The organism is Streptomyces sp. NPDC029956 (assembly GCF_055574655.1).
In genome coordinates, this window is the sequence record NZ_JBVHZJ010000006.1 from 196769 (window position 1) to 218288 (window position 21520).

18 protein-coding genes are annotated in these 21520 nt (G+C 71.1%); 4 read left to right on the forward strand and 14 right to left on the reverse strand.

What is annotated here, in order from left to right:
* Positions 1–129 precede the first annotated feature (129 nt).
* The 3 genes from orn to ACZ4XX_RS07090 all read right to left on the reverse strand — a co-directional run bounded on the left by orn (position 130) and on the right by ACZ4XX_RS07090 (position 3014).
* Positions 130–732 carry an oligoribonuclease gene (gene orn / locus ACZ4XX_RS07080; protein ID WP_468506912.1) on the reverse strand — a complete coding sequence of 201 codons (603 nt, stop codon included), beginning with the start codon at positions 730–732 and terminating at the stop codon, positions 130–132.
* A 170-nt stretch (positions 733–902) separates the two neighbouring features.
* Positions 903–2072: a helix-turn-helix domain-containing protein gene (locus ACZ4XX_RS07085; protein WP_468506913.1), complete on the reverse strand. Its 1170-nt coding sequence runs from the start codon at positions 2070–2072 to the stop codon at positions 903–905.
* Between the two features lie 441 nt (positions 2073–2513).
* Entirely contained in the window at positions 2514–3014 is a 501-nt protein-coding gene (locus ACZ4XX_RS07090; protein ID WP_468506914.1) for a hypothetical protein, read from the reverse strand.
* Positions 3015–3357: 343 nt separating this feature from the next.
* Here ACZ4XX_RS07090 and ACZ4XX_RS07095 point away from each other — a divergent pair, with 343 nt between their 5' ends.
* Both ACZ4XX_RS07095 and ACZ4XX_RS07100 read left to right on the forward strand, forming a co-directional pair.
* Positions 3358–3879, forward strand: a complete 522-nt coding sequence (locus ACZ4XX_RS07095; RefSeq protein WP_015033782.1) for a universal stress protein — start codon at positions 3358–3360, stop codon at positions 3877–3879.
* Positions 3880–4055: 176 nt separating this feature from the next.
* Positions 4056–4619 (forward strand): GPR1/FUN34/YaaH family transporter, encoded by a 564-nt coding sequence (locus tag ACZ4XX_RS07100; RefSeq protein ID WP_468506915.1) that lies wholly within the window; start codon positions 4056–4058, stop codon positions 4617–4619.
* Positions 4620–4884: 265 nt separating this feature from the next.
* Here the strand turns inward: ACZ4XX_RS07100 and glmS are convergent, their stop codons facing one another.
* Both glmS and ACZ4XX_RS07110 read right to left on the reverse strand, forming a co-directional pair.
* Positions 4885–6702 carry a glutamine--fructose-6-phosphate transaminase (isomerizing) gene (glmS, locus tag ACZ4XX_RS07105; protein WP_073913624.1) on the reverse strand — a complete coding sequence of 606 codons (1818 nt, stop codon included), beginning with the start codon at positions 6700–6702 and terminating at the stop codon, positions 4885–4887.
* Between the two features lie 62 nt (positions 6703–6764).
* On the reverse strand, positions 6765–7040 hold the full coding sequence (locus tag ACZ4XX_RS07110) for a hypothetical protein (protein ID WP_468506916.1): 276 nt from the start codon (positions 7038–7040) through the stop codon (positions 6765–6767).
* A gap of 204 nt (positions 7041–7244) precedes the next feature.
* On the opposite strand from ACZ4XX_RS07110, the gene ACZ4XX_RS07115 reads away from it, so the two are divergent.
* Positions 7245–8879, forward strand: a complete 1635-nt coding sequence (locus ACZ4XX_RS07115; protein ID WP_468506917.1) for a beta-N-acetylhexosaminidase — start codon at positions 7245–7247, stop codon at positions 8877–8879.
* A 68-nt stretch (positions 8880–8947) separates the two neighbouring features.
* Here ACZ4XX_RS07115 and ACZ4XX_RS07120 read toward each other — a convergent pair whose 3' ends face one another.
* The 9 genes from ACZ4XX_RS07120 to ACZ4XX_RS07160 form a co-directional block, all read right to left on the reverse strand.
* Positions 8948–10735 (reverse strand): IucA/IucC family protein, encoded by a 1788-nt coding sequence (locus ACZ4XX_RS07120; protein WP_468506918.1) that lies wholly within the window; start codon positions 10733–10735, stop codon positions 8948–8950.
* Positions 10732–11262 carry a GNAT family N-acetyltransferase gene (locus ACZ4XX_RS07125; protein ID WP_468506919.1) on the reverse strand — a complete coding sequence of 177 codons (531 nt, stop codon included), beginning with the start codon at positions 11260–11262 and terminating at the stop codon, positions 10732–10734. Before ACZ4XX_RS07125 ends, ACZ4XX_RS07120 begins: the two co-directional genes overlap by 4 nt.
* Positions 11259–12542, reverse strand: a complete 1284-nt coding sequence (locus tag ACZ4XX_RS07130) for a lysine N(6)-hydroxylase/L-ornithine N(5)-oxygenase family protein (protein WP_468506920.1) — start codon at positions 12540–12542, stop codon at positions 11259–11261. The genes ACZ4XX_RS07125 and ACZ4XX_RS07130 overlap by 4 nt, the downstream gene beginning before the upstream one ends.
* The gene (locus tag ACZ4XX_RS07135) at positions 12529–13992 is read right to left on the reverse strand and encodes a pyridoxal phosphate-dependent decarboxylase family protein (protein ID WP_468506921.1); all 1464 of its coding nucleotides are present in this window, start codon (positions 13990–13992) and stop codon (positions 12529–12531) included. The genes ACZ4XX_RS07130 and ACZ4XX_RS07135 overlap by 14 nt, the downstream gene beginning before the upstream one ends.
* Positions 13993–14180: 188 nt before the next feature.
* On the reverse strand, positions 14181–15041 hold the full coding sequence (locus ACZ4XX_RS07140; protein WP_468506922.1) for a siderophore-interacting protein: 861 nt from the start codon (positions 15039–15041) through the stop codon (positions 14181–14183).
* Positions 15042–15160: 119 nt separating this feature from the next.
* Positions 15161–16321: an acyl-CoA dehydrogenase family protein gene (locus tag ACZ4XX_RS07145; protein WP_468506923.1), complete on the reverse strand. Its 1161-nt coding sequence runs from the start codon at positions 16319–16321 to the stop codon at positions 15161–15163.
* Between the two features lie 8 nt (positions 16322–16329).
* A complete protein-coding gene (locus tag ACZ4XX_RS07150) occupies positions 16330–17268 on the reverse strand; it encodes a hydroxymethylglutaryl-CoA lyase (protein ID WP_468506924.1) in 939 nt (312 codons plus the stop codon).
* A complete protein-coding gene (locus ACZ4XX_RS07155; RefSeq protein WP_468506925.1) occupies positions 17265–19190 on the reverse strand; it encodes an acetyl/propionyl/methylcrotonyl-CoA carboxylase subunit alpha in 1926 nt (641 codons plus the stop codon). The genes ACZ4XX_RS07150 and ACZ4XX_RS07155 overlap by 4 nt, the downstream gene beginning before the upstream one ends.
* A gap of 16 nt (positions 19191–19206) precedes the next feature.
* Positions 19207–20814, reverse strand: a complete 1608-nt coding sequence (locus ACZ4XX_RS07160) for a carboxyl transferase domain-containing protein (protein ID WP_329279007.1) — start codon at positions 20812–20814, stop codon at positions 19207–19209.
* A gap of 87 nt (positions 20815–20901) precedes the next feature.
* On the opposite strand from ACZ4XX_RS07160, the gene ACZ4XX_RS07165 reads away from it, so the two are divergent.
* Complete coding sequence (locus ACZ4XX_RS07165; protein WP_468506926.1) at positions 20902–21513, forward strand: SACE_7040 family transcriptional regulator; 612 nt, start codon at positions 20902–20904, stop codon at positions 21511–21513.
* Positions 21514–21520: the final 7 nt, after the last annotated feature.

Consider the following 21520-nt stretch of genomic DNA (forward strand, 5'->3'; position numbering starts at 1 on the left):
GCCCCCCCCCTCGCCGATGATGTCCTCTACAGCGCTCCCTCCCCACAAGAGGCAGGAAATATGCCGGGCCTGGGTCTGCTCCCGGCCCTCCCGCCCCCCCCCCCCCCCCCCGGCCCTGCGCGGAGGGGTTTATTCGGCCGGTACGACGTGCTTGGCCGCGATCTGCTTCGCGGTCTCCGAGTCGGGGCCGGGCTGCGGGACGAAGACCGCCTCGCGGTAGTAGCGCAGCTCCGCGATGGACTCGCGGATGTCGGCGAGCGCCCGGTGGTTGCCGTTCTTCTCCGGACTGTTGAAGTACGCCCTCGGGTACCAGCGGCGGGCCAGCTCCTTGACCGAGGAGACATCGACGATCCGGTAGTGCAGGTGGCTCTCCAGGGCGGGCATGTCCCGGGCGAGGAAGCCGCGGTCCGTGGAGACCGAGTTCCCGCACAGGGGCGCCTTGCCGGGTTCCTTGACGTGCTCGCGGATGTACGCGAGGACCTGGGCCTCCGCGTCGGCGAGCGTGGTGCCGTCGGCGAGCGCGTCGAGCAGCCCCGAGGTCGTGTGCATCTGGCGCACGATCTCGGGCATGGTCTCCAGGGCCCGGTCCGGCGGGCGGATCACGATGTCCACCCCGTCGCCGAGCACGTTCAGTTCCGAGTCGGTGACCAGTGCGGCCACCTCGATGAGTGCGTCGTCCGTCAGCGAGAGCCCGGTCATCTCGCAGTCGATCCACACCATGCGATCGTTCATGCGTCCACCTTAGGGGCTCTTCCCCATGTCGGAGCGGGTCGAGCGGCCCCGGGCCCGCGTCGCGCCGCACGGGGCGGCCCCGGGCGACGCCGACGGACCCCCGGGGAGAGATGCCCCCGAGGGTCCGTCGTTCCTGCGGCGCGCCGCTTGTGGCGGCGGCGGTCTTCTCGCTACGGCGCGCTGCGCTGGCCCGGGAGCGCGGGGCGCCCCGGAGCGTAGGCGTCGGACTGCGGCTTCCCCTGGTCCAGCGGGGACACCGGGCGCCGGATTCCGGCCGCGACCTGGGCGGGCACGACCGGGTCGAGCACCGCCGTGGTGGTGTCGCCCTGCGGCCGCCGCGCGCGGTACGCCGCCCGGTAGGCGGCCGGCGAGGAGCCGAGCTGCCTCCGGAAGTGACCGCGCAGCGCCACCGGCGAGCGGAATCCGCACCGGCCCGCGACCTCGTCGACCGAGTAGTCGGAGGTCTCGAGCAGCCGCTGCGCCTGCAGCACGCGCTGGGTGATCAGCCACTGGAGGGGGGCCGAACCGGTCAGCGAGCGGAAGCGGCGGTCGAAGGTCCGCCGTGACATGTAGGCGCGGGCGGCCAGGGTCTCCACGTCGAACTGCTCGTGGAGGTGCTCCAGCGCCCAGGCGACGACCTCGGCCAGCGGGTCGGCGCCGATCTCCTCGGGTAAAGACCTGTCGAGGTAGCGCTCCTGACCGCCGCTGCGCCGCGGCGGGACGACCAGCCGGCGCGCCAGGGCGCCCGCGGCCTCCGTGCCGTGGTCGGTCCGCACGATGTGCAGACACAGATCGATTCCGGCCGCCGTGCCCGCAGAGGTCAGCACGTCCCCGTCGTCGACGAAGAGCTCCCGGGGGTCCACATGGACCGACGGGTAGCGCTTGGCGAGCGTCGGCGCGTACATCCAGTGCGTCGTCGCCGGGCGGCCGTCGAGCAGGCCGGCCGCGGCGAGGACGAACGCCCCGGTGCACAGACCGACGATCCGCGCGCCCTCCTCGTGGGCGCGGCGCAGCGCTTCGAGCGCTTCCGGCGGTGGCGGCGAGGTGATCGACCGCCAGGCCGGGACGACGACGGTGCCGGCCCTGCTGATCGCCTCCAGGCCGTACGGCGCGGTCAGTTCGAGTCCACCGGTGGTCCGCAGCGGTCCGTCCTCGCCCGCACAGACGAGCAGTCGGTAGCGGGGCACCCCGGCGTCCTGCCGGTCGATGCCGAACACGGAGAGCGGGATGGAACTCTCGAAGATGGGGCCGCCGCTGAACAGCAGCACCGCGACGACTTCGCGACGGCGGCGCCCGGTCAGCTTCCGTGCGGCCTCCGGTGCGGTGGAGTCCTGGCTCATGACGCTAAGCCCCCCTCGGTGTTCGCGTCTCCCTGGTCGTGTCGCTCCTGCACGTTTCCCCTCGGTTTTGCACGAGACCCCAGTCTTCGGTACCCATGATCGAATCTACTGCGTCCCATGGCGCCGGCGTGACAAGTTCTTCATCCGGTGGATTGTCGACAAGGCCACTTGGCGTGAAGCGATCGATCGCGAAGTCTTCCCCCGGGAGGCCCCCGGGGGAAGGGTCGGGCCGGGGAACGCCCCGTACGCGGGGGGTGTGAGCCCTTGGGGCGGGGCATTCTCGGGTGTCGGCACCGGGGTTGGGCAACCGTTTTGCCAAGGACTCGCCGACGGATGGAAGTTGGCTGAAAACATATGGGTTCGCGTGTACGAACCTGTCAACTCCACGAGGGGCGGGCCCGAAGGGCGCCCCGTTTCGGGGTGATTTACACCCCCGGAAACCTAGGGGGTGCCCTGACCGCGCCGCCTGCCCCGGACACCCTCGCTCCGCATCCCCCGCTCCGAGCGGCGCAGCAGCACCCGGCAGGCCGCCGTCACCGAGACGAGGCCGAGCGCGGTCCCGGCGGCGCCACCGAGCGAGCTGCCGTAGACGAGGAGGACCACCGGGACCAGGGCGCAGCAGAAGACCGCCCACCGGACGACGTCACCGGCCTGGTCCGCGGCGGCCCGACCGACTCCCGCGCCGGTCCCCGCGCCCACCCCCGAGCGGCTTCCCGCGCCCGCGCCCGAGCCGGCCGCCGCACCCGCGCCGACTCCCGTGCGCGGGATCGCCCCCGCCTGCCCCCGCCCGTTGCCCGGATCCGGGTCGACGACGGTGGCCGGACCGAGGACGGGTGCCCGGCGGCGGCCGCGGGGACCTCCCAGTGCGGTGGCGCGGGCGGCGGCGGGTCCGGTGGTGGTGGCGGTGGAGGTCTGGCCGGCGGCGGTCGATGGTGCGTGCACGGGCGGTCTCCCTGCGACGGTGGGCTGGACCTGTGGCAACGAGAAGCGGAACCCTCCGGTCACTCTCGGCGACGTCCGTTTGGCCCCCGTACGGACGCCTGTAGGGCACAACCGGCATTGCCAGATCCCGAGCCGCTCGTGCATGCTCCCTGGAACGCCGCGCGCGAGCGGGGCGCACGCCGGGGAGTGGCACGGCGGGCTCTGGGCAGGAGAGGAGTGTCGCCGTACCCTTGGGGGTATGGGCTTGGGAAGATGATTCCCGGACACAGCTTCGCCGCCACCCGTTGTTCCGTCCCCCCGTTCCCCGTCCCTTCCCACGAGGACCCTCTTCGCCGAGACACCGATGGCCGGTCACGAATTCCCCGAACCCGCGGACCGCAAGCGCGTCGCCGATTCCACGGTCGACCCCCTCGCGGTCGAACAGCCACGTCACGCCTGCGACCCGGCCTTCCGGCACGGTGTCGTCGTCGGCTTCGACGGCTCCACGTCCAGTGAGCGCGCCCTCGCGTACGCCATCGGCATGGCCAGGCGTTCCGGCTCGGGCCTGATCATCGTGCACGTGGCCAACAGGCTGCCCACCACGGTGTGGGCCGGCTGCGAGCCCCCTGTCTTCGTCGACGTGCCCGACCACCGGACCGAGGTCCTCGGTCTGGAGCTGGCCTGCGCCGAGCACCTCTCCGAGGTGCCCTGGATCCTCGTCGAGCGCGGTGGCGACATCTGCCACGAGCTGGAGGAGGTCGGCCGGGAGTACTCGGCCGACGCGATCGTGGTCGGCTCCACGCACGGGATCGTCGGCCGGATCTTCGGCTCGGTGGCCGGCCGCCTCGCACGCCGCGCCCAGCGGCCCGTGATCGTCATCCCTTAGGGCGCACGAGGACCTCTCCTGTCCCGTACGACCCGTCAGGTCGCATCCTCAACTGCCGTCATCCCGCCATAATTTCGGCCTTGCTCAGGTGAATTGTGTGCTTGTGAAGGGTACATAAGCGTCACCGGAACACAGCAGCTCACGCAGTACACCTGCGCACCTGAAGGGAGCCCGCCGTGAACAACGAAGTCGCCGCGGGAAACACCACTTCCACTCTCGGCCACCTCGCACTCGGACTGACCCTGTTGGCCTTCGGCCTGGGCGGCACCGGTGTCATCGACAACGTCGCGGCAGCGGATGCCGCGGGCCTCGCCACCTGGGTCGGCGGGGTGACGCTCTTCCTCGTCGGTCTGCTCGCCCTCCGTGCGGGCGACAAGGGTGAGGGCACGGCGTTCGCGGCGCTCGGCGCCTTCTGGTTCACCTGGGGCACCGCGGCCGGCGGCGGGGCGTCCGCCGACGCGGTGGGCGTCTTCCTGCTCCTGTGGGCGCTCCTGGCGCTCACGCTGACGCTGGCCGCCTCGGGCAGCGGACTGTTCGGACAGGGTGTCCACGGGCTGTTGTTCGTCGCGCTCCTGCTGCTCGGCATCGGGGCGCTCGCCGACAACGGCGGGCTCGCGAAGGCGGGCGGCTGGGTGGCGGCCGTCGCCGGTCTGGTCGCCTGGTACGGCGCCACGGCCGCGGTGGCCGGATGGCCGACGGCACTCGGCCGGGCGAACCGCGGCGCGGCGGCGGCGAGCTGACCGAGCGGCACCCCGTACCGCCGGCGAGTGAGCCGAAGGGGCGCGCGGCTGTCGTGGGGGAGAGCGCGCGGAGGTCCTGAGGAACGAAGGACCGAGCACGGTCGACCGTCGACAGTCGCACCAGCGCCCCGGAGGAGAACCGAGCCCTGAAAAGAAGCGGTCCCCCGTGCACCTGGGATGCACGGGGGACCGCTTCGTGTCCGGTCGAACCGCCGGGGGACAGGCCCGGCGGCGCGGCTCGGGGGGACAGGCCCCGAGGTCGCTGCTACTCGACCGTGACGGACTTGGCCAGGTTGCGCGGCTTGTCGATGTCGCGGCCCATGGCGAGCGCCGTGTGGTAGGCGAGGAGCTGGAGCGGGATCCCCATCAGGATCGGGTCCAGCTCGTCCTCGTTCTTCGGCACGACGATGGTGTGGTCGGCCTTCGCCTGCTCCTGGTGCGCGACCGCGAGGATGCGGCCGCTGCGGGCCTTGATCTCCTCCAGGGCGGCGCGGTTCTTCTCGAGCAGGTCGTCGTCGGGGACGATCGCGACCGTCGGCAGAGCCGGCTCGATGAGGGCGAGCGGGCCGTGCTTCAGCTCGGAGGCCGGGTAGGCCTCGGCGTGGATGTAGGAGATCTCCTTGAGCTTCAGGGAGGCCTCGAGGGCGACGGGGTAGCCCCGGACGCGGCCGATGAACATCATCGACTGGGCGCCGGCGTACTCCGCGGCGATCTTCTTGATCTCGTCCTCGGTCTCGAGGATCTCCTGGATCTGCGCGGGCAGCTTGCGCAGGCCCTCGATGATCCGCTTGCCGTCGGTGACGGACAGGTCGCGGATGCGGCCCAGGTGCAGGGCGAGCAGCGCGAAGGCGGTGACCGTGTTGGTGAAGCACTTGGTGGAGACGACGCAGACCTCGGGGCCGGCGTGGACGTACACGCCGCCGTCGGCCTCGCGGGCGATGGCGGAGCCGACCACGTTGACCACGCCGAGGACGCGGGCGCCCTTGCGCTTGAGTTCCTGGACGGCGGCGAGCACGTCGTAGGTCTCACCGGACTGGGAGACGGCGATGTAGAGGGTGTCGGGGTCCACGACCGGGTTGCGGTAGCGGAACTCCGAGGCCGGCTCGGCGTCGGCGGGGATGCGGGCCATGGACTCGATGAGCCCGGCGCCGATGAGACCGGCGTGGTACGAGGTGCCGCAGCCGAGGATCTTGATCCGGCGGATGGTGCGGGCCTCGCGCGGGTCCAGGTTCAGGCCGCCCAGGTGCACGGTGGAGAAGCGGTCGTCGATCCGGCCGCGCAGCACGCGGTCGACCGCGTCGGGCTGCTCGGAGATCTCCTTGTGCATGAACGTGTCGTGACCGCCCATGTCGTACGAGGCGGCCTCCCACTCCACGGTCTCCGGGGTGGCGGTGGTGGTCGCGCCCGAGGTCGTGTACGTGCGGAAGTCGTCGGCCTTCAGGGTGGCCATCTCGCCGTCGTCGAGGGTGACGACCTGGCGGGTGTGGGCGATCAGGGCGGCGACGTCGGAGGCGACGAGCATCTCCTTCTCGCCGATGCCGAGGATGACCGGCGAGCCGTTGCGGGCCACGACGATGCGGTCGTTGAAGTCGGCGTGCATCACGGCGATGCCGTAGGTGCCCTCGATGACCTTGAGCGCCTCGCGGACCTTCTCCTCGAGGGTGGTGGCCTGGGAGCGGGCGATGAGGTGGGTGATGACCTCGGTGTCCGTCTCGGAGGCGAAGACGACGCCGTCGGCCTCCAGCTTGGCGCGGAGCTCCTGGGCGTTGTCGACGATGCCGTTGTGGACGACCGCGACCTTGTTCTCGGGGTCCATGTGCGGGTGCGAGTTGATGTCGCTCGGCGCGCCGTGGGTGGCCCAGCGGGTGTGGGCGATGCCGGTGGTGCCGGTGAAGCGCTTGGGGACGCGGGCCTCCAGGTCGCGGACGCGCCCCTTGGCCTTCACCATCTTCAGGCCGGAGGCCTTCGGGCTGGTGACGACCATGCCGGCCGAGTCGTATCCCCGGTACTCCAGACGCGCCAGGCCCTCGAGGAGCAGCGGGGCGACGTCGCGCTTTCCGATGTAACCGACAATTCCGCACATAAAGGTGAAACCCCTCCAGGTTGGTGAACGTGCTCGCCGTGCTCGCCGTGCTTGTTCGTGACTCAGCCGTAGACGATGCGGCGCAGTTGCCGGAGCGAGAGCTCCGGTGGCGCCACGGCCCGGTGTGGCAGTTCGGCCGAGATCCGTTCGAAGATCTCGGTGTTCACGGCCCCGCCCGACTGCAGCTCGCGGTGACGGCGGCGGACGAACTCCTCGGTCGTCTCGTCGAAGTACGCCAGCACGTCGAGTACCACCCGGGTGGCCTCACCGCGCTGGAGCGCGGTGCTGCGGACCAGGTGGTCGATGAGGTCGTCGTGCGACGGGCGGCGTTCGAGCACCCATGAATATTGGGGTGTACCCGTCTCCGTTCGCAAGAATCCTGCCCGATATCGGGCAGGTGTGTCATGATCCACCCACTATCCGCGCCGATTGGTCCAGACCTTGACCGATGGGTGTCCCGGCGGTACGCATGGTGACGGTTCGGATATAGAACTCGACAGACGCGTCCAACGCCTGATCCAACGCCTGAAGGGGACCAGCCTGTGACACAGCGCCGAAGGATTCCGCGCCTGATCGGATCCCTGCTCCTGGTCGCCGCCGCCGGTGTCGGCTGCGGCGAGGCCGCCGCCGACGGCCCGGCGGACGGCAAGAACGCCGCGGCCGCCGCCGAGCCCGAGGTGCGCCCCCTCGGCCGCATCGTGCCCGTACCCGCCTCCGTCGCCCCCGAGGGCGAGCCCTTCGCCCTCACCCGGACCACCCGCATCGGCGTGGACGGCGCGCACCGCGAGACCCTGGAGCTCGGCCGCTACCTCGCCGCACTGCTCCGCCCCGCCACCGGCTTCCCGCTGCCCGTCGTCGACGACCAGGCGGCCCGCGGCGGGATCGTGCTCCGCCTCAGCCCCGACGACACCGAGCTCGGCGCCGAGGGCTACCGGCTCCACTCGGCCCCCGACGGCGTCGTCCTCACCGCGCGCGAACCCGCCGGGCTCTTCCGCGGCGTCCAGACCCTGCGCCAGCAGCTGCCCTCCGCCGTCGAGCGCAAGAGCGTCCAGACCGGGCCCTGGAAGATCGCCGGCGGCACGATCACCGACACCCCGCGGTACGCCTACCGGGGCGCCATGCTCGACGTCTCCCGCCACTTCTTCACCGTCGACGAGGTGAAGCGGTACATCGACCAGCTCGCGCTCTACAAGGTCAACACCCTCCATCTGCACCTCTCCGACGACCAGGGCTGGCGCATCGCCGTCGACTCCTGGCCCCGGCTCACCACCTACGGCGGCTCCACCGAGGTCGGCGGCGGCCCCGGCGGGTTCTACACCAAGGCGCAGTACCAGGAGATCGTCCGGTACGCCGCCTCCCGCTACCAGGAGGTGATCCCCGAGATCGACCTCCCCGGCCACACCAACGCCGCCCTCGCCTCCTACCCCGAGCTCAACTGCGACGGCGTCGCCCCGCCGCTCTACACGGGCGTCAAGGTCGGCTTCAGCTCCCTGTGCGTGCCGAAGCCCGTCACGTACGACTTCGTCGACGACGTGATCCGCGAGATCGCCGAACTCACCCCCGGCCGTTACATCCACATCGGCGGCGACGAGGCGCACTCCACCAGCCACGCGGACTACGTGACCTTCATGGACAAGGTCCAGCCCGTCGTCGCGAAGTACGGCAAGAAGGTCGTCGGCTGGCACCAGCTGACCGGCACGACCCCGGCGGACGGCGCCCTCGTCCAGTACTGGGGCCTCGACCGCACCCCCACGGAGGAGAAGGAGCGGGTCGCGGCCGCCGCCCGGAACGGCGCCGGCCTGATCCTCTCCCCGGCCGACCGCACGTACCTCGACATGAAGTACACGAAGGACACCAAGCTCGGCCTCGCCTGGGCGGGCCACGTGGAGGTCCGCAGGTCGTACGACTGGAACCCGGCCGCCTACCTCGCGGGCGCCCCGGAGGACACCGTCCGCGGCATCGAGGCCCCGCTCTGGACGGAGACCCTGGCCACCACGGACGACCTCGACGTCATGGCCTTCCCGCGCCTGCCGGGCCTGGCGGAACTCGGCTGGTCGCCGGCGGCCACCCACGACTGGGACACCTACAAGGTCCGCCTCGCCGAACAGGCCCCGAGGTTCGACGCCCTGGGCATCGACTACTACCGCTCCCCGGAGGTCCCCTGGCCGGCGGAGTAGCCCCGTACCAAGAGAGGTGAGCCCCGGCGGAGGACCGTACTCCGCCGGGGCTCACATCGGTCTCGGGGTCAGGCGAAGCGGGCGATCGGGTTGACCAGGTCGCCGACGAGCTGGAGGGCCGCCGACGGGTCGGAGAGGTCGACCATCTGCTTGTTGTTGCGGAGCTGGAGGCGGTTCAGGGCCGACAGGGCGAAGGTCTCCGCGAACATGTCGTACTGGGCGAACCGGTCCGCCAGTTCCGGCTTCGACTGCTCGTAGCCGCGCACGCACTCCGCGACCGTCCGCCAGAAGCCGTCCTCGTCGAGGACGCCCTCCGTGGCGAGCGTCGCCGCCAGGAACCGGAAGAAGCAGTCGAAGACGTCCGTGAAGACCGAGAGGAGCTTCATGTCCTCGGGGATCTCCGCGCGGACCCGCTCCACCGCCGGCGGCAGGACCGCCGCCGGGTCCATGACGACGATCTCCTCGGCGATGTCCTTGAAGACGGCCCGCGACACCGCGCCGCGCTCGTCGAGGACCAGGATCACGTTCTCGCCGTGCGGCATGAACGCCAGGTCGTACGCGTAGAAGCTGTGCAGGACCGGGAGCAGGTAGGCGTCCAGGTACCGGCGGAGCCAGACCGGGGCCTCCAGGCCCGACTCCTTGATCAGCGCACCCGCGAACGACGCGCCCGCGTGGTCCACGTGCAGCAGGGACGCCATCGTCGCGAGCCGCTCGCCCTCGGCGAGGGTCGGCACGGGGGACTCGCGCCAGAGCGCCGCCAGCATCTTGCGGTAGGGCGAGTAGCGGTCGGTCGCGGCCTCGTACTCCAGGTGCCGGTAGCCGACGGCCGCCCGCTCGCGGATGATCGAGAAGCGGGCCGACCGGAACGTCGCGTCCGACTCGATCAGCGTGTGCAGCCAGTCGTTGATCGCCGGGGTGGCCTCCATGTACGCGGCTGACAGGCCCCGCATGAAGCCCATGTTGAGGACCGACAGGGCCGTCTTCACGTAGTGCTTGGCCGGGTCCGAGGTGTTGAAGAACGTACGGATCGACTGCTGGGCCAGATACGTGTCGTCGCCCTCGCCCAGGTACACCAGGCGCTGCTGCGCGACCTCGGCCGCGAAGGTGACGGACAGCTTGTTCCACCACTGCCACGGGTGGGCGGGGATGAGGAGGTAGTCCGCCAGGTCCAGGCCGCGGGCCGCCAGGGTCGCCGCGAAGCCGTCCACCGCCGCGTCGCCCAGCTCCGCGCGGACGAAGGTCTCGTAGTCGATGCCCGCGCCGGCCGTGAACGTGGTGCGGTCGCGCCGGGCCGCCAGCCAGATCAGACGGATCGGGCTCGCCGCCTCGGGGGCGTACGCGCGGAACTCGTCGACGCCGAAGCCGAGCCGGCCGTTGTTGGCGACGAAGCAGGGGTGGCCCTCGGTCATCCCCGTCTCGATCGCCTGGAAGCCGGCGTGGGTGAGCTCGGAGGAGGTGACCGGCTCCTTGGTCGCCTTGAACGCCGTACCGGCGAGCGTGGAGGAGATCTCCTCCAGGTAGACCGGCAGGACCTCGTCGCTCAGGCCGAGGGCGCCGCGCAGCTCGGTGATGAACTGGAGCGCGTCCAGCGGAAGCTGCTCGTCGCCGCGGTGACGGCTGATCGACTCGGCGTAGACCTGCCAGTGGTCGAGGGCGTACCGGTCCGCGGTGAAGCGGTACTCGGTGGCGCCGTCGTCCGACAGGACCACGTAGCGGCTCTCGCCGAGCTCCCGCGGGTCGAGGAGCCGCTCGTGGGCGAACTCCGAGAGACCCTTGCGGATCAGCGCGCGGTTGGCGTCCGCCCAGAGCCCGGGGGTGAGGTGCGCGACGGGGTTCGACACATCGACGGTGCTCATACGGCGACTCCCACGGCGGCCTCGAACTGCTTCCGGGTGCAGAAGCTCAGCAGCGCCTTCTTCTCCGGCTTCTGGATCTCCCGCTCCGGCACGAAGCCGACGGCCTCGTTGAGCGCGTGGACGGCCTTGTTGGACACGTCCGGTTCGACGACCACGCGGGCGGTCGCCGGGTCGGCGAACAGCTCCGCCATCACGGCGGTGATCACCTTGCGGGTGAAGCCGTGCACTGGCGTGTCGGTCGGGGCGACGAGGAAGTGCATGCCGACGTCGCCGGGCTGGGGGTCGTAGAGCCCGACCAGCTCCAGGTGGGCCGGGTCGTAGCGTTCCATGAGGATCGCGGGGACCTCGTCGACCAGGCCGATGAAGGCCTCGTGGTGCGGGTGCTCGGCGAAGGCCGTGTACTCGCGCACGACGTCCTCCAGGGTCGCGTCCTGCATCATCCAGAACGCGGCCTTGGGGTGGGTGACCCAGCCGTGGAGCAGTTCCGCGTCCTTGACGGGGTCGAGCGGGCGGAAGCGGACGGTCATGCGGCGAACTCCTGGAAGGCGATGGTCTTCTCGACGGGGTAGTACTCGTAGCCCAGCATCGCCCCGATGATGTACGCGTTGCGGTACGCCCCCATGCCGAGGTCGGGCGAGGTGATCGAGTGGGTGTGCACGGAGGCGTTCTGCAGGAACACCCCGCGGCCCGTCGTGTCGATCGCGTAGTTGCGGGCCACGTCGAAGCGGCCCTGGCCGTCCCAGTTGAGGCGGTCGCGGACCGGCTCGAGGAAGGCGGGGACGGCGTACTTGTACCCGGTGGCGAGGATCAGGCCCTCGGTGTCCAGGCTGAAGTCCTTCTCCTGCTCCTCCTGGCGGAAGCCGAGGGTGTACGTGCCCGTCGACTCCTCGTACGCGGCGGTGTGCAGCGCCGAGTTGGTGAGGAGCCGGGTGGGCACGGGGCCGTTCAGGTTCTTCTGGTAGAGCAGGTCGAAGATGGCGTCGATCAGCTCGCCGTCGATGCCCTTGAAGAGGCCCTTCTGCTCGGTCTCCAGGCGGTAGCGGGTCTTCTCCGGCAGCGCGTGGAAGTAGTCCACGTACTCCGGGGAGGTCATCTCCAGGGTGAGCTTGGTGTACTCCAGCGGGAAGAAGCGCGGGGAGCGGGTCACCCAGTTCAGCCGGTAGCCGTGGACGTCGATCTCGCTCAGGAGGTCGTAGTAGATCTCGGCGGCGCTCTGGCCGCTGCCGACCAGGGTGATCGACCTCTTCTTCTGGAGCTCCTCCTTGTTCGGGAGGTAGCGCGAGTTGTGGATCAGGTCGCCGCCGAGGCCCTGGCAGGTCTCGGGGACGTACGCCGGGGTGCCGGTGCCGAGGACCAGACGACGCGAGCGGAACGTTTCTCCGGCCTCGGTGGTCACCAGGTACACCTCGGTGGCCTCGTCGAACGTCACGGTCGCGACGGTCGTCGAGAAGCGGACGGAGGAGAGGCGCCCGGCGGCCCAGCGGCAGTAGTCGTTGTACTCGGTCCGCAGCGGGTAGAAGTTCTCGCGGATGTAGAACGAGTACAGCCGGCCCTTGTCCTTCAGGTAGTTCAGGAACGAGTACGGCGAGGTCGGGTCGGCCATCGTGACCAGGTCCGACATGAACGGGGTCTGGAGGTGGGCGCCCTCCAGGAACATCCCCGCGTGCCACTCGAAGTCGGGCTTGGACTCCAGGAAGAGGCCGTTCAGCTCGTCGATCGGCTCGGTCAGGCAGGCGAGTCCGAGGTTGAACGGACCGAGTCCGATGCCGATGAAGTCGTGGATCTCGGTCGTCTCAGGCGTGGACAAGGGTCTCTCCCAGGTACTGCTCGGCGTAGCCGGCGATCAGATCGAGGACGGCGGCGATGTCGGCCGCGGTGGTCTCGGGGTTGAGCAGGGTGAACTTGAGGTACTGGCGGCCGTCGACCTTGGTGCCGGCGACGACGGCCTCGCCGGAGGCGAACAGGGCCTTGCGGGCGTGCAGGTTGGCCCGGTCGATGTCCTCGGGGGACGTGGCGTGCTCCGGGATGTAGCGGTAGACGAGGGTGGAGATCTGCGGCTCGACGACGACGTCGTAGCGCGGGTCGGCGGCGAGCAGCGCGAAGCCCTCGGCGGCCAGGTCGCAGACCTCGTCGAAGAGCTGCCCGACTCCGTCGGCGCCCATCACCCGCAGGGTCATCCACAGCTTGAGCGCGTCGAAGCGGCGGGTGGTCTGGAGGGACTTGTCGACCTGGTTGGGGATCTGCTCGGCGACCGTCCGGGCCGGGTTGAGGTAGTCCGCGTGGTAGGTCGCGTGCCGCAGGGTGGCCCCGTCGCGGACCAGGATCGCGGAGGAGCTCACCGGCTGGAAGAAGGACTTGTGGAAGTCGACGGTGACCGAGTGGGCCCGCTCGATGCCGTCCAGGAGCCCGCGGCGGGTCGGGGAGGCGAGCAGTCCGCAGCCGTAGGCGGCGTCCACGTGCATCCAGGCGCCGTACTCGTCGGCCAGGGCGGCGATCTCGGGCAGCGGGTCGATGGAGCCGAAGTCGGTGGTGCCGGCGGTGGCGACGATCGCCATCGGGACGAGGCCCTCGGCGCGGCAGGCCTCCAGCTCGGCGGCGAGGACGACGGACTGCATGCGCTTGTTCCGGTCGACCGGGACGGAGATGACGGCGTCCATGCCGAGACCGAGGAGTTTCGCCGACTTCTGGACGCTGAAGTGGCTGCACTCGGAGGAGAAGATCCGGAGCTTCGACAGGTCGGCCGGTCCGTCCCACCCGCCCCGCCCGGCTGTCGCCTCCTCGCGGGCGAGGAGCAGAGCCTGGAGGTTGGACTGCGAACCGCCGCTGGTGAACACGCCGTCGGCGGCGGGGCCGAAGCCGATGCGGCCGTTGGTCCAGTCGACGAGCCTGCGCTCGATGAGGGTGCCGCCGGCGCTCTGGTCCCAGGTGTCGAGCGAGGAGTTGACCGCCGAGAGGACGGCCTCGCCGAGGACGGCGGGGATGACCACCGGGCAGTTGAGGTGGCCCAGGTAGCGGGGGTGGTGGAAGTAGACCGCGTCGCGGAGGTAGACGCTCTCCAGCTCGTCGAGGGCGGCGGAGGCGTCACCGAGCGGCTTGTCGAGGTCGACGGCGTCGATGACGGGCGCGAGCTCGGCGGGGGTCACTCCGGTGAACGGACCTCGCGCCGCGGCGAGTTTGTCCGCCACCCGCTCGACTCCTTCGGTGACGGAGCGTCGGTAGCTCTCCGCCGTGGCGTCGTTGAGCAGGTGAGAGCGCATGTGGGGGGCCTCCAGGTGCGGGGCTCGGTCGCGCCCTCCGGACAGGGGAAAGGGGCGAGGGGCGACGCGGTGAAAACAAGGTTAGCCTAACCTAACTTTCCACCGCAATGGCCCCTCGCCCCTCATGGGTCAAGGCAGTTGATGTGCGTATCGCCCGTAGTGTCCGGAACGGCGGAGTGTGACCCCGGCTACGCGTCCTCCTGCGTCTCGTCCGGGACCTCGCGCAGCGCGTCCTCGGAGAGGCCCTTGCGCCAGTAGCCGACGAACGTCACCCGGCGCCGGTCGAGTTCACGGTCCCGCACGAAGTGGCGGCGCAGCGCCTTCACCGCACCGGACTCGCCCGCGATCCACACGTACGGCGCCTCCCCGGGCAGTTCGACCCCGCGCACCGCGTCCATGGCGGACGGCGCCCCCTCCTCCCGTACGAGCCAGGTGACCGTCGCGTCGGCCTGGGTGGCGAGCTCCGTGCGGTCGCCGGAGTACGGCACCTCCAGGAACACCTGCGCGCGCGTCTCGGCCGGCAGCCATTCCAGGATCGCCGAGGCGGCCGGAAGGGCCGTCTCGTCGGCCCAGATCAGGACGGAGTCGGCGTCCGCGGGCGGTCGGAAGCGGACGCCGGTGTTCTCGGCGATCGCCGGGCCGAGGACGACCACGCGGTCGCCGGGGGTGGCCCGTGAGGCCCAGCGGCAGGCGGGGCCGCCGTCCTCGTGGATCGCGAAGTCGATGTCGACGGCGTTCTCGCCGTGCTCCGGCTCGGTGCGCTGCTCGCGGACGGTGTACGAACGCATCACGGCCCGCACGTCGTCGGGCATCGCGCGCCAGGCGCCGAGGATCGCGTACATGTCCGGGTCGTCCAGCGGCGGCAGGACGGGCGCGTCCTGGCCGGGGTGCGGCAGGAAGAGGGAGAGCGACTGGTCGCGGCCGCCGGCGGCGAAGTCCTTCAGCTCGTCGCCGGTGAAGGTGACGCGGACCAGGGACGGGCCGAGCCGCCGGGTCCGGTCCACCCGCAGGTGGAAGAACTGGAAGGGGGCGGTCTCGGGCTTCGTCATGGGAACATAGGTTAGCCTAACCTCATAAGTTCCGGTACGGGGGGAGGGTCCACCACCCCCCGGGGTGGCGGACCCTCCGCGCGGACCTGTGTACGGCCCTCCGTGCGAACCCGTCCGGGTCAGGCCTGGAGGCCCAACTCCCGTGCGATCAGCATCCGCTGGACCTCGCTTGTGCCCTCGCCGATCTCCAGGATCTTCGAGTCGCGCCACATCCGGGCCACCGGGTACTCGTTCATGAAGCCGTAGCCGCCGTGGATCTGGGTCGCCTCGCGGGCGTTGTCCACGGCCACCGTCGAGGAGTACAGCTTCGCGATCGCCGCCTCCTTCTTGAACGTCTCGCCGAGGACCAGCCGCGAGGCCGCGTCCCGCCAGCCGATCCGGGCCATGTGCGCCCGCATCTCCATGTCGGCGATCTTGAACTGGATGGCCTGGTTGTCGCCGATCGGCCGGCCGAAGGCGTGACGCTCCTTCGCGTACTTCACCGACTCGTCGACACAGCCCTGCGCCAGACCCGTCGCCAGCGCCGCGATCGCGACCCGGCCCTCGTCCAGGATCCGCAGGAACTGCGCGTACCCGCGGCCCTCCTCGCCGAGCAGGTTCTCCACCGGGACGCGGACGTCGTCGAAGGACAGCTCACGGGTGTCCGAGGCGTTCCAGCCGACCTTCGAGTAGGGGGCGGCGACGGTGAAGCCGGGGGTGCCGGACGGGACGATGATCGAGGAGATCAGCGGACGGCCGTCGGGCTTGCGGCCGGTGACCGCCGTGACCGTCACCAGACCCGTGATGTCCGTACCGGAGTTGGTGATGAAGCACTTCGAACCGTTGACGACCCAGTGGTCGCCGTCGCGCACGGCCGTCGTCCGCGTGCCGCCCGCGTCCGAACCGGCGCCCGGCTCGGTGAGCCCGAAGGCACCGAGCAGCTCGCCGGCACAGAGCCTCGGCAGCCACTCGCGCTTCTGCTCGTCCGTACCGTAGAGGTACACGGGCATCGCGCCGAGTGAGACACCCGCCTCCAGGGTGATCGCGACGGAGGAGTCGACCCGGGCCAGCTCCTCCAGGGCGATGCCGAGCGCCAGGTAGTCACCGCCCATGCCGCCGTACTCCTCGGGGAACGGCAGCCCGAACAGGCCCATGCGGCCCATCTCGCGGACGATCTCGTACGGGAACTCGTGCCGCTCGTAGTAGTCGCCGATCTTCGGCGCCACGACGTCGTGCGCGAACGCCTCGACGGTACGGCGGAGTTCCTCGTGCTCTGCGGAGAGCCGGTGGTCGAGAGACATGGGGGACGTCACTCCTTGTGGGAGAGGGCGCGGACGGTACGGGAGGGGCTGGGCCGGCCCAGCTGTTCGGCCATCCACCCGCTCGTGGCGGTGAGGGCGGCCAGATCGACCCCGGTCTCGATGCCGAGACCGTCGAGCATCCACACGAGATCCTCGGTGGCGAGATTGCCGGTCGCGCTCTTCGCGTACGGGCAGCCGCCGAGGCCGCCCGCGGAGGCGTCGACCGTGGTCACCCCGTGGCGCAGGGCCGCCAGGGTGTTGGAGAGGGCCTGGCCGTAGGTGTCGTGGAAGTGCACGGCGAGCCGGGAGGTGGGGACGCCGGCCTCGTTCAGCGCCGTCAGCAGCGCCGCGACATGACCGGGGGTGGCGACGCCGATGGTGTCGCCGAGGCTCAGCTCGTCGCAGCCCATCTCCGCGAGGGCCTTGGTGACGCGGACGACCTGCTCGACCGGGACGGCGCCCTCCCAGGGGTCGCCGAAGCACATCGACAGATAGCCGCGGACCTTGAGCCCGGCCTCTATGGCACGGGTGACCGTGGGGGAGAAGAGGGCGAGGGCCTCGTCCACGGTCCGGTTGAGGTTGGCCTTCGCGAACGACTCCGTGGCGGAGGCGAAGACGGCGATCTCCCGGACACCGAGCGCGAGCGCACGGTCGAGACCGCGCTCGTTCGGCACGAGGACGGGGAGCCGGACCGGCAGGTCGCGGACGAGCGGGAACAGCTCCTCCGCGTCCGCCAGCTGGGGCACCCACTTGGGGTGCACGAAGCTGGTCGCCTCGACCGTGGAGAGCCCGGCGGCGGCGAGCCGCCGGATGAACTCCGCCTTCACCTCGGTCGGAACGGCGCCCTTCTCGTTCTGCAGGCCGTCGCGCGCGCCGACCTCGTGGATCCGCACCCGGGCCGGCAGCGCGGGATCGGGCACGGCCATGGGCAGTCCAGCGGCGGTCATGCGCCCTCCTCCTCGCGGGGCGTCACCACGGCCAGGATCTGGTCCATGGCGACGGTCGAACCGGGCGTGACGTCCAGCTCGGTGACGGTGCCGGCGTGCGGCGCGGAGATGACGTGCTCCATCTTCATCGCCTCGACGACCAGCAGACTCTGCCCGGCCTCGACCTCGTCCCCGACGGCCACCTTGACGACGGTCACGGTCCCCGGCATGGGTGCGGCGAGCGTGTCGGCGCCCCCGTGCCGGGCGCCGGACAGCGCGGCGGCGACGGGGTCGTGGTCCATGACGTGCCAGGAGTCGCCGTCGCGGCCCAGCCAGTCCTCGGCCCGGTGGAAGCGGTGGACGATGCCGTCCACCGTGACCGTCACCGAGGAGCCGGTGACCCGGGCGCCGGCCGGCGCCTCGGCCATGACGGGTTCGAGTCCCGCCGCCCGCACGGGGAAGGGGAGCGGGGCGGGGCTGCCGCCCAGGCGCCAGCCGCTCGGCACCGAGAACGGGTCGGTCCAGCCGTCCCGGGGTGCCGGAGCCAGCCCCGCGAGCCGTACGGCCGCCGCCGCCGCGTACACCTCCTCCGGGACGCCCTCCGGGACCAGGCTCTCCGCGTCCCGCTCCACCAGACCGGTGTCCAGGGCGCCGGAGACGACGTCCGGGTGGGCCAGCAGGCGCCGCAGGAAGCCTGCGTTCGTCGGGACTCCCAGGGTCACCGTGTCCGCCAGGGCCGCGCGCAGGCGGCGCAGGGCCGTCGGACGGTCCTCCGCGTGGACGATGACCTTCGACAGCATCGGGTCGTAGAGGGACGAGACCTCCGTACCCTCCGAGAGGCCCGAGTCCGTGCGGACGCCGTCGCCCGCGGGCTCGTTCAGGGCCAGGACCGTGCCGCCCGACGGCAGGAAGCCCCGGGACGGGTCCTCCGCGCAGATCCGCGCCTCGATCGCCCAGCCCGTGAGGGTGATGTCCTCCTGCGCGAAGGGCAGCGGCTCGCCGGCGGCCACCCTCAGCTGCCACTCCACCAGGTCCACGCCGGTGATCAGTTCGGTGACCGGGTGCTCCACCTGGAGGCGGGTGTTCATCTCCATGAAGTAGTACGAGGACGGGTCGCCGCCGGGCACGATGAACTCGACCGTGCCCGCGCCCACATACCCGCAGGACCGCGCCGCCTCGACCGCCGCCGCGCCCATCGACGCCCGGATCTCCGGAGTCAGCAGGACGCTCGGCGCCTCCTCGATGATCTTCTGGTGGCGGCGCTGGAGCGAGCACTCGCGCTCGCCCAGGTGGATCACGTTGCCGTGGGCGTCCGCCAGGACCTGGATCTCGATGTGCCGGGGCCGGTCGATCCACCGCTCCACGAGCAGCGTGTCGTCGCCGAAGGAGGCACGGGCCTCGCGACGCGCGGACGCGATCTCCTCCGTCAGCGTCGACAGGTCGCGGACCAGCCGCATGCCCTTGCCGCCGCCGCCGGCGCTCGGCTTGAGCAGCACCGGTGCGCCCAACTCGCGTGCCGCGACCTCCAGCTCGGGGTCGGCCGCGCCGGGGACGACGGGGACACCCGCCGTCTTCACGGTCTCCTTCGCCCTGATCTTGTCGCCCATCAGGGAGATCGCCGAGGCGGGCGGGCCGATGAAGACGAGCCCGGCGTCCGCGCACGCCTGCGCGAATCCCGCGTTCTCCGCGAGGAAGCCGTATCCGGGGTGCACCGCCTGCGCGCCCGTGCGGCGGGCCGCGTCGAGGAGCGCCTCCACCGACAGGTACGACTCCGAGGCCGGCGGCGGGCCGATCCGTACCGCCGTGTCCGCCTCCCGTACGTGCCGGGCGTCGGCGTCCGCGTCGCTGTACACCGCGACCGAACGCACACCGAGCTCCCGCAGCGTGCGGATGACCCGGACCGCGATCTCGCCGCGATTCGCGACGAGCACTGTGTCGAACATGGACGTCCTCACACCCTCACATCCGGAAGACGCCGAACTGGGGGTCTCCCAGGGGCGCGTTGGCACAGGCGGTCAGGGCGAGTCCGAGGACCTGCCGGGTCTCCAACGGGTCGATGACACCGTCGTCCCAGAGCCGGGCGCTCGCGTAGTAGGCGCTGCCCTGGGTCTCGTACTGCTCGCGGATCGGGGCCTTGAAGGCCTCCTCGTCCTCCGCGCTCCACCCGTCGCCGAGCTGGTCGCGCTTGACGGTCGCGAGGACGGACGCGGCCTGCTCGCCGCCCATGACCGAGATCTTGGCGTTCGGCCACATCCACAGGAAGCGCGGCGAGTACGCCCGGCCGCACATCGAGTAGTTGCCCGCGCCGTACGAACCGCCGACGACGACCGTCAGCTTCGGGACCCGGGTGGTGGCCACGGCCGTCACCATCTTGGCGCCGTGCTTGGCGATGCCGCCGTGCTCGTACGCCTTGCCGACCATGAAGCCGGTGATGTTCTGCAGGAAGACCAGCGGGATGCCGCGCTGGTCGCACAGTTCGATGAAGTGCGCGCCCTTCTGGGCGGACTCGGCGAACAGGATGCCGTTGTTGGCGACGATGCCGACCGGGTGCCCGTGGATCCGGGCGAAGCCGGTGATCAGGGTCTGCCCGTACTCGGACTTGAACTCCTGGAAGCGGGAGCCGTCCACGACCCGGGCGATGACCTCGCGCACGTCGTAGGGGGTACGGGAGTCCACCGGCACCGCGCCGTACAGCCCGGCCGGATCCACCTTCGGCTCCTCGACCGGCTCGACCGACCAGGGCAGCGGGCCCCGCTCGGGGAGCGTCGCGACGATGTTCCGGACGATCCGCAGCGCGTGCGCGTCGTCCTCGGCGAGGTGGTCGGTGACGCCGGAGATCCGCGAGTGGACCTCGCCGCCGCCCAGCTCCTCCGCCGTGACGACCTCACCGGTGGCCGCCTTCACCAGCGGCGGACCGCCGAGGAAGATCGTGCCCTGGTTCCGGACGATCACGGCCTCGTCGCTCATCGCCGGCACGTACGCGCCACCGGCCGTGCACGAGCCGAGGACCGCCGCGATCTGCGGGATGCCCGCGCCGGACATCCGGGCCTGGTTGTAGAAGATCCGGCCGAAGTGCTCCCGGTCGGGGAAGACCTCGTCCTGCATCGGCAGGAACGCGCCGCCCGAGTCGACCAGGTAGAGGCAGGGGAGACGGTTCTCCAGCGCCACCTCCTGGGCCCGAAGGTGCTTCTTCACCGTCATCGGGTAGTACGTGCCGCCCTTGACCGTCGCGTCGTTGGCGACGATCACGCACTCGCGGCCCGAGACCCGACCGATGCCCGCGATGACGCCGGCGGCCGGGGCCGCGTCGCCGTACATCCCGTTCGCCGCGAGCGGCGCCAGCTCCAGGAAGGGGGAGCCGGGGTCGAGGAGGGTGTCCACCCGGTCCCTCGGCAGCAGCTTCCCGCGCGCGGTGTGCCGGGCGCGGGACTTCTCACCGCCGCCCAGCGCCGCCGCCGCGAGCTTGGCGCGCAGGACGGCCGCCAGCTCGTGGTGCGCCGCCTCGTTCGCCTGCCAGGCCGGCGATGCGGGATCCGCCGCACTCGCCAGCACAGGTGCCTGCTGCATCCCTCGAGCTCCCTTGCTCGGTTAATGAGCGTTAACGTATGCCGTTCAGGTTAACGACCGCTAACCGGGTTGTCTAGAATCGAATCCATGACCACGACCCCGGCCGCGACGCGGACCGCCACCGGCAGGACCGACGCCCCGACGCGGCGCCGGCAGATCCTCAAGGAGGCCGCCCGCCTCTTCGCCGAGCGCGGTTTCCACGGTGTGGGCGTGGACGAGATAGGGGCGGCCGTCGGCATCAGCGGCCCCGGCCTCTACCGTCACTTCCCCGGCAAGGACGCGATGCTCGCCGAGCTCCTCGTCGGCATCAGCGAGCGGCTCCTCGACGGCGGCAGGCTGCGGGTCGGCGAGAGCACGGGCGACCCCGAGGCCCTCCTCGGTGCCCTCATCGACGGCCACATCGACTTCGCCCTCGACGACCGGCCGCTGATCACCCTCCACGACCGTGAGCTGGACCGCCTCAAGGACGAGGACCGCAAGCGGGTGCGGCAGCTCCAGCGGCAGTACGTGGAGCTGTGGGTGACGGTGGTCCGCGAGCTGTACCCGGACGCGGGGGAGTCGGAGTCGCGGACGGCGGTCCACGCGGTGTTCGGCCTGCTCAACTCGACGCCGCACCTCGACGCGGTGGGGCGCCGGTCGATGGAGGACCTTCTCCGGCGCCTGGCCCACGGAGCCTTCGGGGCCCTCGAAGGCGAGTGACCGCCGG